The organism is Streptacidiphilus pinicola, from assembly GCF_003258295.1.
Taxonomy (GTDB): domain Bacteria; phylum Actinomycetota; class Actinomycetes; order Streptomycetales; family Streptomycetaceae; genus Streptacidiphilus; species Streptacidiphilus pinicola.
The window spans coordinates 43,328-57,252 of sequence record NZ_QKYN01000110.1 but is presented as its reverse complement, the minus strand read 5'-3'; the positions used below and the strand labels follow the sequence as shown (position 1 = coordinate 57,252).

The following is a 13,925-nucleotide window of genomic DNA, read 5'->3' as shown; positions in this document are numbered from 1 at the left end:
CGACGGGGCGGCGGCTTCTCATGCGGCTCGGGGCTACCAGCAGCCCTGGACCGTGGTCGCCCAACGGTCGATCAGGTCGCGGGCCGAGGTGGTGTTGAAGCCGCCCATCTCCAGGAAGGCGAAGGCCTTCCAGCGGCCGTCCGTCTTGTTCACGGTGACGCCGGCCAGGGCGATCCCGCCGGTCAGCGTGCCGGTCTTGGCGTCGATCTTCCCCTTGGCGCAGTCCGTCGGATAGGTGGTGAACCGGCCCCAGCCGGGGCCCAGGGTGCCGTCCACGCCGGCGATCGGAAAGCCCGTCAGCACCGGCTTCAGCACGGACGCGTAGCGCGGGTCGACGGTCAGCGCCGCCATGGACGCCAGCGCGGAGGCCGTCATCCGGTCGTCGCGGGAGAGGCCGCTGCCGTCGTAGAGGTGCACGCCGCTCAGCGGCACGTGGTAGCGGGCGACCTCGGCGAGCACCGCGCGGGTGGCGCCCTGCCAGTCGGCCGGCTGCCCGACGGCGAGCGCGGTCAGCCGCGCGAAGCCCTCGGCGTTGTCGTTGACGCTGTCCTTGAGCATCTGCTCCACCTCGTACGCCAGCGACGGCGAGGTGTGCGAGACGAGCTGGACGCCGGAGCGCGGTGCCTTGCCGCGCGGCAGGGTGTGGCCCTGCACGCCGATGCCGTGCGTGCCGAGCCGTGAGCGGAAGACGTTGCCCGCGTACAGGGCGCTGTCCACGTTCTCGTGCCCGAAGACCTGCAGCGCGCTGATCGAGGAGATCTCGCCCGGTATGTAGCCGGGCTGCCAGCCCGGCGAGGTCGGCTGGTCGTGCGGGAAGAGCGAGTCGTCGACGTAGAGCGTGACGCTGCCGACGTGCCGGGCCTTCAGCGCGGCCGCGGCCGCGTCGGCCAGGGCGTTCACGTCGTCGCCGGTCAGGTGCTGGTCGGCGCCGCCGACGAGGTAGAGCGCGTGGCCCGAGAGCACCACGCGGGTGCGCTCGGAGTGGTTCGGGCCCAGCACGGTGAGGGCGGCGATCGCGGTCGCGACCTTCGTGGTGGACGCGGGCATCAGCTGCGCGCCGGCCCCCGACGACCAGACGACGCGGCCACTGGCGGCGTCCAGCACCTCGCCGGTTGCCTGCGAGTTCGCCAACGGGTGGAAGCGCACGTCGAGGTTGTGCGCGATGCGCTGGTCCCCCGCGGTGGCACCGGCGGCCATGGCCGTGCCGACTCCGAGGCTGAGCGCGGAAACCCCGACGAGCGCGACGACGCACGCACGACGCAGGGCAGGACGAAGGGTACGGCGAGGCCGAGACATGACTCCCCCAGAGCCGGGCGCGCTCAGCGCGCCGGCCCGCGATGGACGGCTGATCTTCTGCGACAGACCGCCCGATTGTGCCAGGGATCTCGTCCTTGACGGTAGCTCAACACTCTGGGGCGAATAGGACGAAACCGCTCGGCTTGCTCACTTGACCTGCAAGAACGCTTCACCGCCCGTCCCGGATCGTTACCGAACGTCCGCCGAGGTCCCGGGGCGGCTCGTCCTCAGCTCCGCTCCGCGAGGCGGGTCAGGATGTCGGCGACCGGCTCGGCCGTCGCGTGCCGGTGGCCGGTGCCGGCCCAGAGATGGAGCCGTTCGGCGTCGCCGGAAGCGGCCGCGGCGCGGCGCAGCGGCGAGGTGAGGTGGTGCAGGGCCGGGTAACCGATGGGGGCGGAGGCCGAGTGGCGGTCGGTGAAGCCGTTGCGCAGCCCGCGGGCCGGGCGACCGGTGAAGGCCCGGGTGACCACGGTCTCCTGACGGGCCGGATCGGCCAGGGCGTCACGGTAGGTCGCGGAGGTGCCGGCCTCGTCGGCGCGGAGCAGGACGGTGCCGACGGCGACGGCCACGGCTCCCGCGCGCAGCGCCTCACCGACCCCCTCGGGCGTACCGACGCCGCCCGCCGCGATCAGCGGCAGCGCGACCGCCTCACGCACCTGGGCGACCAGCTCCGGCAGCGGGACCTGATCCGGGATCACCTGCGGGGTCAGCGTCCCGGAGTGGCCTCCGGCGGCCGAGGCCTGGACGACCAGCATGTCCGCGCCCAGCTCGGCGGCGATCAGGGCCTCGGCGGGCGAGGTGACGGTCTGCACGACCACGGTCCCGACGGCCCGCAGCGAGACCACGACCGCCACGTCGGGCAGCCCGAAGGTGAAGCTGACGACCGGCACCGGGTCGGTGAGCAGCAGGTCGATCTTCTCGGCCCAGCGGTCGTCGTCCTCGACCGGGGACCCGCCGAGCGTGGCCGGGTCCAGCCCCAGCGCCCGTGCGTCCTCGGCGAGCGAGGCGGCGTAGTGCTCGAACGCGGCGCGGTCGACCGGGACGGGGTTGGGTGCGAAGAGGTTCACCCCGAACGGCCCGCCCGCGCTCCGTACCTTGGCCATCTCGGCGGCCAGCGCCTCGGGCGTCTTGTATCCGCCCGCGAGGAACCCGAGGCTCCCGGCCCGCGCCGCGGCGGTGACGAGCGCCGGCGTGCTCGGCCCACCGGCCATCGGCGCGGCCAGCACCGGGAGGTGGAGCCGGAATGCTTCCAGGGGCGAGGTCATGCGCTCTCTCATTCCTTCGGCAGCGTCGTTCGGCAGCGTCGTTGGGTAGGGGTCGGGCGCGCGGTCTCAGCCCTGGTCGCCCAGGCGGCGCTGCCGGTTGAGGGTCTCCAGCAGCCGGAGCCAGATCTCGCTCGGGGTCGGGTAGCTGGGCACGGCGTGCCAGAGTGCGGAGAGTGGGACGCGGCCGACCACGGCGACGGTCGCGGCGTGGAGCAGGTCGGCGATGCCGCTGCCGACGAAGGTGGCGCCGACAAGGGTGTCCGTCGCGCTGTCGACGACGAGCTTGGCGCGGCCCGCGTAGTCCTCGCGCAGGAGGTAGGTGCCGGCGAGTGCGGCCATGTCGTACTCGACCGTCTCGACGTCGATACCGGCCTCGCGGGCCCGGCGCTCGCTCAGACCGACGGAGGCGACCTCCGGGTCGGTGAAGGTGACCTGCGGGACCGCCCGGTGGCCCTCGGCGCTGCTCAGCTCGGCGGCGAAGCCGCCCGGAGCCTTGGTGACGCCGGTGACGCCCGCCGCTCCGGCTCGGGAGGCGATGACCTCGCCGACGATCCGGGCCTGGTACTTGCCCATGTGCGTGAGCAGCGCCCGGCCGCTGACGTCGCCGATGGCGTAGAGCCACTGCCCCGGCACGCCCTGGACGGCCTGCTGGTCGTCGACGGCGAGGAAGCCGCCGTCCGGCAGGCCGATCGAGGAGAGACCGATGTCACCGGTGGACGGCGTCCGGCCCAGCGCCACGACGATCTCGTCGACCGTCAGCTCCGAGCCGTCGTCCAGGGTCAGCGTGGCCGGGCCACCGTGCGGCAGGCCGACACCGGTGTTGCCCGCGTCGTCGCGTCGCACGCCGACGACGGACCGGCCCAGCCGGAGGTCGACCCCGCTCTTCTGCAGTTCGGCGGCGACCAGCTCGCCCGCGAAGGGCTCCTCCTTCTCCAGCAGCCCCGGGCCCCGGTGAATCAGCGTCAGCTCCTCGACGCCCAGGCCGCGCAGCCAGGTGGCCGACTCGCAGCCCACCACGCCGCCGCCGAGCACCGCGGTCCGGGACGGGATCCGGTGCACGTGGGTGACGTCCCGCGAGGTCCACGGATGCGCGGCGCGCAGGCCGGGGATGTCCGGGACGGCGGCTCTGGTGCCGGTGTCGATCACGACGGCGTGGCGGGCGGTGATGGTCCGCACCGAGCCGTCCGGCGCCGTCACGGCGAGGGTCCGCTCACCGGTCAGCCGGCCGTAGCCGCGGATCACGTCGATACCTGTGTCGAGCGCCCACTTCACCTGGCTCGCGTCGTCGAGATTGTTGACGATGGCGTCGCGGCGGGCCAGCACCGCCCCGACGTCGACGCCGGCGCGGCCCACCAGCGAGGCGACGCCGGGCAGGTGGCGAGCGTTGTTCAGTACCTCGACCGGCCGGAGCAGACCCTTGCTGGGCATGCACGCCCAGTACGAGCACTCGCCGCCCACGAGCTCCGCCTCGACGAGGACCGTCTCCAGGCCGGAGAACTGGGCGGCGTACTGCGCGGCGTTCTCGCCGGCCGCCGCACCGCCCAGCACGATGACGTCCCACTCCGACCGGTCCGGATCGACTGCCGCCGCCATGAGCCTCTCCTGCTTCCTCAGCTGGGGAGCGCAGGCCGTTCCCGCTCGGAACCGCGGGCCGCTGCGCGCCCTGCCATTCTGGTGGAGGCGATCGCGCCGGGCACGCTCATCCGTGCGGACGTCACACTTGCGTCATCTCCCGCTCAGGCGCGGGCGACGTCCTTGCGGCTGGCGCCGAGGTAGCCGACGAACGCGACGATCAGCACGCCGAGCACGAGGCTGACCCAGCCGGTGCCCCAGTTCAGACCGCCGCGCTCATGGGACACGCCCATCCAGTCGGCGAAGGAGGCACCCAGCGGGCGGGTGACGATGTAGGCGAACCAGAACGCGAAGATCGCGTTCAGGCCCAGCTTCCAGTGGCCGATCGTGGGGATGGCGATCAGGGCGGCGAAGAGCAGGCCGGACGCGAAGTAGCCGAGCTTCAGGGTGCTCGCGGTCATGTCGCCGGTCGCGGTGCCGAGCGCGAAGGTGGTGAGCACGGTCGCCCAGTAGAAGAGCTCGCGACGCCGTGTGGTGATGCTGTGGATCGAGAGCGTCTTCTCCGTGCGGTACCAGAGCGCGAAGATCCCGGCGAGCACGACCGCGAAGAAGACGCTGGAGGCGATGTAGGGAACGCCGAGCTGCACGTGCAGGACGTCGGCGGCCATGGTCCCGAAGACGCTGACCATGACGACCGCGAACCAGTAGATCGCCGCGTTGTAGCGCTTGGCGGCCAGCTGCACCGCGAGCGCGACGGCGAGCACCACGCCCGCGGCGGGCACGACCAGGAACGGGTCGTACTTCTTCACGAAGAAGTCCGAGGTGGTCTCGCCCATGCCCGTGGTGAGCACCTTGATGATCCAGAAGAGCACCGTGACTTCCGGCACCTTGCTCAGCGCCTGGCGGGCGTCCGCCCGACCGTGGTCCGCCTGCAGCAGTTGATCTCTCGCCATAGCCGCAGAGCTTTTCACACCCGGATGACGCCTTCGTACCGCGGGAACCCCCAGCTGGAAATCTTCACCGACTTATGGAAACGGGCAAAACATTGCAAACTATCCGATACGCCGCACGATCTCCTCGCACAGTTCGTGCGTCCGCAGCGCGTCCCGCGCATCCACGGTCTTGCCGGCGCGGAGGGCGTCGAGGAAGGCGAGGACGGCCTGCTCGACGCCGCGCTGGCGGGCGACGGGAGTCCAGTCGCCGCGACGGGTGACGGTCTGCCCGCCGTCGTGGTCGATCACCTCGCCGAGGCTGATGACGACGCGCTTGGCGTCGGCACCGGAGACCTCCAGCACCTCCTCGGTCGAGCCGCTGGCGCGGTTCATGATCCCGAGCGCGGTGAAGCCGTCCCCCGCCAGCGTCAGCACGACGTGTTCGACCAGGCCGTCCCGGCTCCGGGCCCGTACGTCCACGTGCTCGATCTCGCCGGGGACCAGGAACCGCAACGTGTCGACGACGTGCACGAAGTCGTCGAACACGAGCGTGCGTGCCGCCTCGGCGAGCCCGACGCGGTTCTTCTGCAGCACGATCAGGTCGCGCGGCGACTGCTTGGCCTGCACGTAGCCGGGCGCGAAACGGCGGTTGAAGCCGACCATCAGCGAACGGCCGCGTCGCTCGGCCAGCTCGACCAGGCGGCGGGCGCCGTCGAGGGTGTAGTCGAGCGGCTTGTCGACGTAGACGTCGACGTCGGCCGTCAGCAGCCGCTCGACGATGGGCACGTGCTGGTCCGTGGCGGCGTGCACGAAGGCGGCCCGGATGCCGCTGTCGATCAGCTCACCCAGGTCGGTGAAGCGATCCTCGGGACCGACCCGGTGGGCCGCGCCGAGCCGGTCGAGCTTCGCGCCGTCGCGCGTCATCAGCCGCAGGTCCAGGCCCGGGAGGGCACTGAGCACCGGCAGGTAGGCCTTCTGCGCGATGTCCCCGAGACCGATCACCCCGACCGGGAGACGGTCGTCGGACACGAAGGAGTCAGGCATGGACGCTCCAAGCGAACGAGTGATCACCAACGCACCGACCCTACGCCGAAACGGATCCGCCTCACCCCACCGTGATCACGTCCAGGTCCGGGGCGTAGGCGGTGTCGTTGTGGAACCTGATGGTGTTCGTTCCCGCGGCGACCGTGATCGGGATGCTGGTCGTGGCCGGTGTCGACCAGCTCGTGCCGGTCAGGGGGACCTGGATGTCCGGGCCGCCGTTGACGCTGACGGAGAAGGAGCGGGAGCCGCTGAGGAGGTACTGGATCGTCAGCGTGCGGGAGCCCGCCGAGGGCTCGTTGATGCCGTTGACCGTCACGTAGTCGGCCGCGCCGTTGCCGATGTAGCCGACCTTGGCGCCGCCGGAGCAGGCCGCGCAGGTGGCCACGCGGGCCGCGCCCGCGAGGGTGTTGCCCGAGGCCTCGGCCTCGACGCGGACCGCGGAACCGGAGCTCGGGACGGCGCGGATGAGCTGGACGGCGCCGGGGGCGAGGGTGACGCTGTAGCTGCCGCTGATCGTGCCGAGCGAGCCGCCGGTCCACAGGTCGGTGGCCGTGGCGCTGCCGCCGATACCGGCGGCGGAGAGCGGGACGGTGACGGTGGTGCTGGAGGTGCCGCTGTAGTTGAACAGGCCGATGACGACGTCGCCGTTGCTCTCGGTCTTGCTGTAGACCTGCTGGTTCCCGCTGTTGACGATGCGTGAGGCGTCCACCGCGTCCTGGTCGACGGCGAGGACGGCGCTGTTCTTCAGGTAGCCGAGGTCGGTGGCGTCGAGGTGGGTGAGGTCGGTGCCGAGGATCAGCGGAGAGGCGCCCATCGCCCACAGGCTCATCATGGACTGCCGCTCCGGGGCGGTCAGGCCGTCGTTGGAGCCGTTGCCGACCTCCAGCGAGTCGTAGTCGTTGAAGGCGCCCGGCCCGCCGTAGGGCTGCCAGTTGGCGACCTGGCCGAAGCGGGACTGCACGTTGGACCACTGGGTGAGCGGGTAGCTGCTGCCCGACTCGCAGGAGTAGCACTCGATGTCGCCGCCGGTGCGCCAACCGTTGCTGTACTGCTGCCAGGTGGCGGCGCTGCCGATGGCGAGGCTGTTGGAGAGCTCCAGGTGGATCGGGCGGCCGGTCTGCTTCAGGCCCGCGGACCAGGCCTGGACGTCGCCGACGTCGCTGGTGCCGACCCCGTCGATCTTGACGTAGTCCACGCCCCAGGAGGCGAACTGGTTCGCCCAGGAGTTCACGAACGCCTGCGCGCCCGGCTTGCTGTAGTCGATGCCGACCATGCCGTGGCAGTTGTAGTTCTTCTCCGCCGTCGTGGTGGCGATGTCCTTGGCGTGGTAGGCCGTACCCTCGATCGCGGTGTTCTGCGCGACGGCCTGCGCGGAGATGCCGGGGGTGATGTACAGGCCGAACTTGAGCCCGTCGGCGTGGACATGGGCCGCGACCGCGGCGATGCCGTCGGTGGCGCCGGAGGGCGGGAACTTGGTGGTGTCGGTCTGCCAGCGGCCGTACTGGTCGACGTTGGGGCCCTGGCTGCCGGGACACTGGTACCAGAAGTCGTCCACGTTGACGTACTGGAAGCCGGCGGCGGCCAGGCCGCTGCTCTTCATGGCGTCCGCCTGGGCGTCGATGACGGCGGCGGTGGGGCTGTGCCGGACGAAGCTCCAACTGCTCCAGCCGAGCGCGGGCGTGAGGCCGACGCCGTTGCTCTCGGCGTGCGCGGCGGGGGCGAGGGCGAGCGGGCCGAGCAGCAGGCCGCCGACGGCGAGAGCGCCTACGGCAAGGGAACTGACGCAGCGTCGGGTGACGCTGCGGAGGCGCAGGGTCATGTGTTAACTCCCCTTCCGAGAGTCGGGCATGTGCATGCAAGCGCCCACCGGACGGGGTGTCAATATCTGTGGCATTGTGATCAGTCACGGTTTTGGATTTGTTGATTCTCGGCGGAAGGGAGTCCGCTTGTGGGCTTCGCCGGTGTCCCCCCGTTCGACCCGGAGCTGCGCACCGCGCTCGACGCCCTGGGCCCGGACGCCAGGCGGCCACTCACCCCGGAGAGCCTGGCCGCATGGCAGGCCGAGGACGCCGCCGCGCGGCCCCGGCCGACGCTGCACGAGCTGCGCGCCGACGGCCGGTTCGAGGTCGAGGAGCTGAGCGCCCAAGGTGGCGGCGACGGCCCTGAGGTGACGCTCGTCAGCGCGCGACCGGCCGGCTCCGAGGGGCCGCTCCCCCTGCTCTACTACCTGCACGGCGGCGGGATGGTGACCGGCAACGCCTGGTCCGTGCTGCCCCGTGTGCTGCGCGAGTGGGCCCTCCCGCTCGGTCTGGCCGTCGTCTCCGTCGAGTACCGGCTGGCGCCCCGGGCGCGCTACCTCGAACCCGTCGAGGACTGCCTCGCCGGGCTGCTCCACGTGGCCGGGCACGCGGGCGAGCTGGGCGTCGACCCGCAGCGCATCGTCCTGGGCGGCAAGAGCGCGGGCGGCGGCCTCACCGCCGGGCTGGCCCAGCTGGCCCGCGACCGCGGCGGACCGGCACCCATCGGGCAACTGCTGCTGAGCCCGATGCTGGACGACCGGGGCGAGAGCTTCTCGGCGCACCAGCTCGCCGGCCACGACCCCTGGGACCGCGCCTCCAACGCGACCGCCTGGCGGGCGCTGCTCGGCGACCGGTACGGCACCGACGACGTGTCACCGTACGTCGCCCCGGCCCGGGCCACGGATCTGACCGGCTTGCCACCGGCCTATCTGGAGGTCGGCTCGGCCGAGACCTTCCGGGACGAGGCCGTCGCCTACGCCGACGGGCTCTGGCGGGCCGGCGGAGAGGCCGAGCTGCACGTGTGGCCGGGCGCGTTCCACGGCTTCGACACGATCGCGCCGCAGGCGACCGTCAGCCGGGACGCCCGGGAGGCGCGGCTGCGCTGGCTCCGGCGGGTCGTCGGCCGATGAACCCGCCCCTGTCAGTGGGAGCGGCTAGCGTCGGGGACTGACAGCGTCGTCGAAGGAAGGTGGGAGGAGAGGACGATGGCGACCTTCGCACTCGTTCCCGGGGCCGACGGCCGCGCCTGGTTCTGGCATCGGGTCGTGTCCGAGCTGCGGGCGCGCGGGCACGACACGATCACCATGGATCTGCCGGGCGAGGAGTCCGCGGGTCTGCCGGAGTTCGCCGACGCCATCGTCGCGGCCGTGGAGGAGGCGGGGCCGCGCTCCGAGCCGCTGGTCGTGGTGGCGCAGTCGCTCGGGGGCTTCTCCGCTCCGCTGGTCTGCGGCCGGCTGCCGGCCGCGGAGCTGGTGCTGCTCAACGCGATGGTCCCGCTGCCCGGGGAGACGGCGGGCCAGTGGTGGGAGAACACCGGCCAGGCCAAGGCGCGCTCGGAGTACGCGGCGGCGATGGGACGCGGCGTCGATCCCGAGTTCGACCTGCGGGTCGACTTCTTCCACGACGTGCCGCCGGAGGTCACCGAGGAGGCCTTCGCCAGGGGCGGAGCCGCGCCGCCCGCCGCGCTGTTCGGGCAGCCCTGGCCTCTTGCGGCGTGGCCGGACGTGCCGACGCGCTTCCTGCAGGGGCGGGAGGACCGCTTCTTCCCGTTGGAGTTCCAGCGTGCCCAGGCCCGCGAGCGGCTCGGCCTGGAGGTCGAGGAGATCCCCGGCGGCCACCTCGCCGCGCTCAGCCGGCCGCGCGACCTGGCGGACCATCTGGAACGCACGGTCCGGCCGCAGGCCGAAGCGTAGCTCCGCCGGGGCGTAGCCCGCCGGGGCGTAGCCCGCCGGGGCCGCCCCCGGCCGGGCCGGCAGTCCTGCTGCCTGGTTCAGCGGCCGGTGCGGCGGCACTTGCGGGCCAGCACCAGCCAGGCGCCGGCGAGGAACAGCAGGCCGTAGCCGCCGAGCCAGGCCCAGCCCTCGGCGGCCGAGCCGGTGAAGGTGCGGCCGTAGGAGGCGAGCAGCGGCGGGCCGAGCGGCGAGGAGCCGTGGGCCCAGAGCGTGTCGAGGCCGATGCCGCGGCCCAGCGCCTCGTACGCCCAGCGGTTGGTCATCGCCCAGCTCAGCCCCGAGCCGACCGCGCCCATCTGCGGCACCGGCACGAACGCGCCGGAGAAGAGCACCTGCGGGAAGCAGAGCAGCGGCAGCATCAACGTGGCCTGGCCCGGGTCGGACACGGCGGCCGAGGCGAGCAGCCCGAGCGTCAGCGCGCTCGCGGACGCGAGCAGGGTGGTGACGAAGAGGGAGCCGTAGACGCTCGCGGCGGCCCCCGGCAGCCGGTCGGTGGCGCGCAACACCAGAAGCAGCAGCGCGTTCGCCGCCGCCAGGACCGGGAGCAGCAGCGTCAGCTTCGAGGCGAGGTAGGGCCCCAGACGCAGCACGGTGCGTCGCTCGCGCCGCACGATCGGCAGCTCCGTACAGATCTGCAGCAGCCCGTAGGTCAGGCCGAAGAAGAAGGCGCCGAAGGCGATCCAGAACATGATCATCGCGGAGCTGCCCGGGTTGTCCGACCCCGGCGCGAAGGCGTGCGGCCGGAAGAGCATCGCGAACATCACCGCGATCATGAGGGGCGAGCCGACCGCGACCGCCGCCGACAGCCGGTTGTGGGTGAGGATGGCAGTGGACCGCCGCGTCAGCAGCCACCACTGCCGCACCGCGCCGACGGGCGCGAACGCGGCCCCCGGCGCTGACTCCTCGACCGGCTCCCGAGTGGTCGGCTCGGCAGCCGTGACGGGCACGACCGTCGCCGGGTCGACGCCGTACACCTCCTCGATGCTGATCACGCCGAAGGCGGCGGGCAACTGCGCGGAAGGCCCCTGGTACAACAGCCGGCCGCCCATCAGGAAGGCGACCTCGTCGGCGTGCGCGAGATCGGACGGGTTGTGCGAGGTGAGCACCACCGTCGTGCCCGATCCCGTCAACTCCCGCAGCACGCCCAGCAGTCGGGCTGCCGCTGCCGGGTCCAGGCCGGAGGTCGGCTCGTCCAGGAAGAGCGCACGGGGCCGGGTCAGCAACTCGACGGCGATGCTGGCGCGTTTGCGCTCGCCGCCCGAGAGCGAGCCGACGCGCTGCCCGGCCAGCTGCTCCAGCCCGAGCGCGTCCAGCACACGGGCGACAGCCGCCTCCACCTCCGCGCGCGGGCTGCCGGCGGGCAACTGCAGCCGCGCGGCGTAGCCGAGCGTCCGGGCCAGCGGCAGATCGAGGTGCACGATGTCGTCCTGGGGGACGAAGCCGATCGTTCCGGCGGGGTGTCCGGTGGCCAGCTCCTCCAGCAGTGTGGTCTTGCCGGCGCCGCTCGGCCCGGCGATCGCGAGCATCGCCCCGGGCGCCACGGCGACGTCCACGCCACTGAGCAGCTCGCGGCCGTCCCGCAGCCGAACCGCCAGCCCACGGGCCTCGATCCGCATCCCCTGGCTCCTCACAGTCGCTCCCCCTGTCGCCACCGGCCGACCCGGTCCACACTGTAGGACAGCGGTCAACACCGCGATGACACGGGGGATTTGACACATGAGCGAGACCAGGACGACCACGGCTGCCCGCTTATCCGCGGACCCCGGGCGGTTCGCGCGCCTGCGCGCGGACGAGTACGGCTACCTCGACGAGCACGGCCACACCTACCTCGACTACACCGGCGCCGGGCTCCCGGCCCGATCCCAACTCGCGGCCCACAAGGCCCGGATCACCGGGGCGTGCTACGGCAATCCGCACTCCGACAACCCCACCTCGGCTGCCGCCACCGAACTGGTCGAGCGGGCCCGGGCCCGGGTGCTGGAGCACCTCAACGCCGATCCCGCCGAATACGCGGCGATCTTCACCGCCAACGCGACCGGCGCCTGCCGCCTGGTGGGCGAGGCCTTCCCGTTCCGGCGCGGCAGCCGACTGGTGCTGCCGTTGGACAACCACAACTCGGTCAACGGCCTGCGCGAGTTCGCCCGGTCAGGTCACGCCCGCGTGGTCCAGGTGCCGTTCAGCACCCCGGACCTGCGCGTCGGCGACGACGCGATGGCCGCCGCGCTCGACGGCGGCCGGACGCGGCGGCCGGAGGACCGCGGCCGGGCCGGACTGCTGGCCTACCCGGCGCAGAGCAACTTCACGGGCGTGCGGCACCCGCTGGAGTGGATCGAGCTCGCCCACGACCGGGGCTACGCGGTGCTGCTCGACGCGGCGGCCTACCTGCCCACCCAGTCGCTCGACCTCTCGGTGGTCAAGCCGGACTTCGTCACCGCCAGCTGGTACAAGGTCTTCGGCTATCCGACCGGCGTCGGCTGCCTGGTCGCCCGGCGCGACTCGCTCGACATGCTGCGCCGGCCGTGGTTCTCCGGCGGAACGATCCACGTGGTCAGCGCGGAGGGCGGCTGGCACCGGATGGCCGAGGACGAGTCGGCGTTCGAGGACGGCACGCTCAACTTCCTGGCCATCCCGGACGTGGCCACCGGGCTCGACCACATCGCCTCGGTCGGCCTCGACGCGATCTCCTCGCACGTCAGCGACCTCACCGGGCGGCTCCTGACGGGGCTGCGCTCCCTGCGGCACTCGGGCGGCCGGCCGCTGGTGCGCGTCTACGGCCCCGAGGACACCGAGCGCCGCGGCGGCACGATCGCGCTCAACGTGCTCGACCCGCAGGGGCGGGTCGTCGACGAGCGCGCGGTCGGCCGGGACTCCACGGCCTGCGGCATCTCGCTGCGCACCGGCTGCTTCTGCAATCCGGGCGCGGGCGAGGAGGCGTTCGCCATCTCGCGCCGGCTGCTGCGCGGACGCACCGTCGGGCGGATGTCGGGCACCTTGGACGACTACCTGACCCGGCTGGGTCTGCCCTCGGGCGGAGCGGTCCGGGTCTCCCTCGGCATCGCCTCCTCCCCCGAGGATCTCGCGGTCTTCCTGCTCTTCGTCGAGGACACCTACCGCGACCGGCCCGCCGCCGACGCCGCCGTCCGGCTCCGACCCCGTCTGCGCTGCTGAGTCCGCCTCCATCTGCGCCGTTCTGCCGTGGTTGCGCTGTGAGAGCATCGCCGGATGGTGATCACGATCAGGCGGCTGGACGACGTCGTCGACGGGAACCCGCTCGGGGCCCGCTCCCCGTTCGTCGCCGAGCAGGGCGGGGCTGCGGTGGCCCAGGGCGAGCTGCTGGCGCGCTCCTGGATGGGCGACGAGACCGGACGCCTGGTCAACCTGCGCTGGGAGGCGGGCCGGCTGGACGCCGCCCGACGGGTGCTGGACGCGGTCGTCGCGGCCGCCGAACCGGGCCAGGTGCTCAACGCCGCGACCAACGCCGACGTGCACGCCGAACCGGCCGAGCGGATCGCCCTGTTCGAGTCCTTCGGTTTCGAGCTGTGGCAGGAGAAGGAGGGGTTCTGGTGGGAGGACGAGGGTCTCGACCTGCCCGCTCCTGAGGGCGTCACCGCGCGGCCGCTGTCCGAGGTCGGCGAGGAACGCTTCGCCGACCTCGTCGCCGCGTGTTCGGTCGGCACGCTGGACCGGATCGACGCGGACGCCATGGCCGCCATGGGCGCCGACGCCTGGGCCGCCGCCTTCCTGTGGCACTGTCGCGACTCGACCTGGCTGCTGGCCGAGGACCCGGCGGGGGAAGCGGTCGGCTTCGTCAGCGTCGGCGAGTTCGACCCGGGCGTGGGGACGATCACCTACATCGGCGTGCACCCCGGCCACCGGGGCCGCGGACACGCCGACGCGCTGCTGCGGCTGGCCAACCGGACGGCCAGGGAGCTCGGCCTCCACGCCGTCCTGTCGGACACCGACACCCTCAACGTCCCCATGCAGCAGGCGTTCCGCCGCAACGGGCACAGCTCGGAGGCGACGGCGTGGCACAAGTGGATGCACCGCCGCAAGGTGTAGGACCGG

Annotated in this window: 11 protein-coding genes; 4 read left to right on the top strand and 7 right to left on the bottom strand. The window is 72.6% G+C overall.

What is annotated here, in order from left to right; translation table 11 throughout:
• Positions 1 to 33 precede the first annotated feature (33 nt).
• From dacB to DN069_RS26465, 6 genes are all read right to left on the bottom strand, one after another.
• On the bottom strand, positions 34 to 1,197 hold the full coding sequence (gene dacB / locus DN069_RS26490; protein WP_111505022.1) for a D-alanyl-D-alanine carboxypeptidase/D-alanyl-D-alanine endopeptidase: 1,164 nt from the start codon (positions 1,195 to 1,197) through the stop codon (positions 34 to 36).
• 326 nt (positions 1,198 to 1,523) lie between these two features.
• A complete protein-coding gene (locus DN069_RS26485; protein WP_111505020.1) occupies positions 1,524 to 2,561 on the bottom strand; it encodes a nitronate monooxygenase in 1,038 nt (345 codons plus the stop codon).
• Between the two features lie 66 nt (positions 2,562 to 2,627).
• Positions 2,628 to 4,154: a dihydrolipoyl dehydrogenase family protein gene (locus DN069_RS26480; RefSeq protein ID WP_111505018.1), complete on the bottom strand. Its 1,527-nt coding sequence runs from the start codon at positions 4,152 to 4,154 to the stop codon at positions 2,628 to 2,630.
• Positions 4,155 to 4,297: 143 nt separating this feature from the next.
• On the bottom strand, positions 4,298 to 5,086 hold the full coding sequence (locus tag DN069_RS26475; RefSeq protein ID WP_111505016.1) for a COG4705 family protein: 789 nt from the start codon (positions 5,084 to 5,086) through the stop codon (positions 4,298 to 4,300).
• Positions 5,087 to 5,185: 99 nt separating this feature from the next.
• The gene (locus DN069_RS26470; protein WP_111505014.1) at positions 5,186 to 6,109 is read right to left on the bottom strand and encodes a Gfo/Idh/MocA family protein; all 924 of its coding nucleotides are present in this window, start codon (positions 6,107 to 6,109) and stop codon (positions 5,186 to 5,188) included.
• 61 nt (positions 6,110 to 6,170) lie between these two features.
• Entirely contained in the window at positions 6,171 to 7,928 is a 1,758-nt protein-coding gene (locus DN069_RS26465) for an alpha-galactosidase D (RefSeq protein ID WP_111505012.1), read from the bottom strand.
• A gap of 129 nt (positions 7,929 to 8,057) precedes the next feature.
• Here DN069_RS26465 and DN069_RS26460 point away from each other — a divergent pair, with 129 nt between their 5' ends.
• Both DN069_RS26460 and DN069_RS26455 read left to right on the top strand, forming a co-directional pair.
• Complete coding sequence (locus DN069_RS26460) at positions 8,058 to 9,038, top strand: alpha/beta hydrolase (protein WP_111505010.1); 981 nt, start codon at positions 8,058 to 8,060, stop codon at positions 9,036 to 9,038.
• 75 nt (positions 9,039 to 9,113) lie between these two features.
• Positions 9,114 to 9,821 carry an alpha/beta fold hydrolase gene (locus DN069_RS26455; RefSeq protein ID WP_111505008.1) on the top strand — a complete coding sequence of 236 codons (708 nt, stop codon included), beginning with the start codon at positions 9,114 to 9,116 and terminating at the stop codon, positions 9,819 to 9,821.
• Between the two features lie 77 nt (positions 9,822 to 9,898).
• Here the strand turns inward: DN069_RS26455 and DN069_RS26450 are convergent, their stop codons facing one another.
• Positions 9,899 to 11,476, bottom strand: coding sequence for an ABC transporter ATP-binding protein/permease (locus tag DN069_RS26450; RefSeq protein ID WP_111505006.1), 1,578 nt, complete (start codon positions 11,474 to 11,476; stop codon positions 9,899 to 9,901).
• Between the two features lie 100 nt (positions 11,477 to 11,576).
• Between DN069_RS26450 and DN069_RS26445 the strand changes: the two genes are divergently transcribed.
• Positions 11,577 to 13,028, top strand: a complete 1,452-nt coding sequence (locus DN069_RS26445) for an aminotransferase class V-fold PLP-dependent enzyme (RefSeq protein ID WP_111505004.1) — start codon at positions 11,577 to 11,579, stop codon at positions 13,026 to 13,028.
• Between the two features lie 54 nt (positions 13,029 to 13,082).
• Positions 13,083 to 13,919 carry a GNAT family N-acetyltransferase gene (locus tag DN069_RS26440; RefSeq protein ID WP_111505002.1) on the top strand — a complete coding sequence of 279 codons (837 nt, stop codon included), beginning with the start codon at positions 13,083 to 13,085 and terminating at the stop codon, positions 13,917 to 13,919.
• Positions 13,920 to 13,925: the final 6 nt, after the last annotated feature.

Excerpts from the sequence above, each read along its gene's own strand:
- DN069_RS26445 (WP_111505004.1), top strand. The coding sequence starts at position 11,577 with ATGAGCGAGACCAGGACGACCACGGCTGCCCGCTTATCCGCGGACCCC.
- DN069_RS26475 (WP_111505016.1), bottom strand. The coding sequence starts at position 5,086 with ATGGCGAGAGATCAACTGCTGCAGGCGGACCACGGTCGGGCGGACGCC.
- dacB (WP_111505022.1), bottom strand. The coding sequence starts at position 1,197 with ATGGCCGCCGGTGCCACCGCGGGGGACCAGCGCATCGCGCACAACCTC.
- DN069_RS26440 (WP_111505002.1), top strand. The coding sequence starts at position 13,083 with ATGGTGATCACGATCAGGCGGCTGGACGACGTCGTCGACGGGAACCCG.
- DN069_RS26480 (WP_111505018.1), bottom strand. The coding sequence starts at position 4,154 with ATGGCGGCGGCAGTCGATCCGGACCGGTCGGAGTGGGACGTCATCGTG.
- DN069_RS26470 (WP_111505014.1), bottom strand. The coding sequence starts at position 6,109 with ATGCCTGACTCCTTCGTGTCCGACGACCGTCTCCCGGTCGGGGTGATC.
- DN069_RS26455 (WP_111505008.1), top strand. The coding sequence starts at position 9,114 with ATGGCGACCTTCGCACTCGTTCCCGGGGCCGACGGCCGCGCCTGGTTC.
- DN069_RS26485 (WP_111505020.1), bottom strand. The coding sequence starts at position 2,561 with ATGACCTCGCCCCTGGAAGCATTCCGGCTCCACCTCCCGGTGCTGGCC.
- DN069_RS26465 (WP_111505012.1), bottom strand. The coding sequence starts at position 7,928 with ATGACCCTGCGCCTCCGCAGCGTCACCCGACGCTGCGTCAGTTCCCTT.
- DN069_RS26450 (WP_111505006.1), bottom strand. The coding sequence starts at position 11,476 with ATGCGGATCGAGGCCCGTGGGCTGGCGGTTCGGCTGCGGGACGGCCGC.